Below are 655 nucleotides of genomic sequence, written 5' to 3'. Positions count from 1 at the left end.
TATCCAATCACGGTCACGGCAACAGACCCAGCAGGCAATGTAGGCACAGACACTGGTAGCTTAACCGTTGACTTGACGCCACCAGACCCAACAGCAACGGTGTTTAGCATTGACGATATCACTGCGGACAACGTCCTCAATGAAACCGAGTCTCTGTCGAGCAATGTGACCTTAACGGGTGTGTTGACGGGTATCCCAGCCGATGCGACCAGCACGGTGGTGACGGTGAGTGTCAATGGGATGGACTACACAGCAACCGTTGATACCGTTGCAGGCACCTGGAGTGTTGATGTTGCAGGTAGCGACTTACTCAACGATCCAGACTTCACCGTTGATGCCAATGTGACCTTTATGGATGCAGCAGGCAACAGCAGCAGTGTGACGGATAGCCAAACCTATACCGTGGATACGGTCGCACCAATGGTGAGCTTGAACGATCTAGACACCAATGACCAAACCCCAGAGTTAACAGGTACGATTGATGACCCAACCGCAACCGTGGTGGTCACAGTTGATGGTATCGATTACCCAGCGACCAACAATGGCGATGGTACATGGACGCTTGCGGATGACACCTTACCAAGCTTAGCGGAAGGTACCTATCCAATCACGGTCACGGCAACAGACCCAGCAGGCAATGTAGGCACAGACACTG

General features: G+C 52.7%; 1 protein-coding gene. It reads left to right on the top strand.

Features of this window, described 5'->3' with window-relative positions:
• Positions 1–72: 72 nt before the first annotated feature.
• A partial coding sequence (locus OUA97_RS23250; RefSeq protein WP_267234449.1) for an Ig-like domain-containing protein occupies positions 73–655 on the top strand: 583 nt, incomplete at its 3' end.

The organism is Phenylobacterium sp. 58.2.17, from assembly GCF_026411515.1.
In the GTDB taxonomy this organism is placed as follows: Bacteria; Pseudomonadota; Alphaproteobacteria; order Caulobacterales; family Caulobacteraceae; genus Phenylobacterium.
Note: the sequence above shows the minus strand (reverse complement) of the source record. Positions and strands in the feature narration are given on the sequence as shown.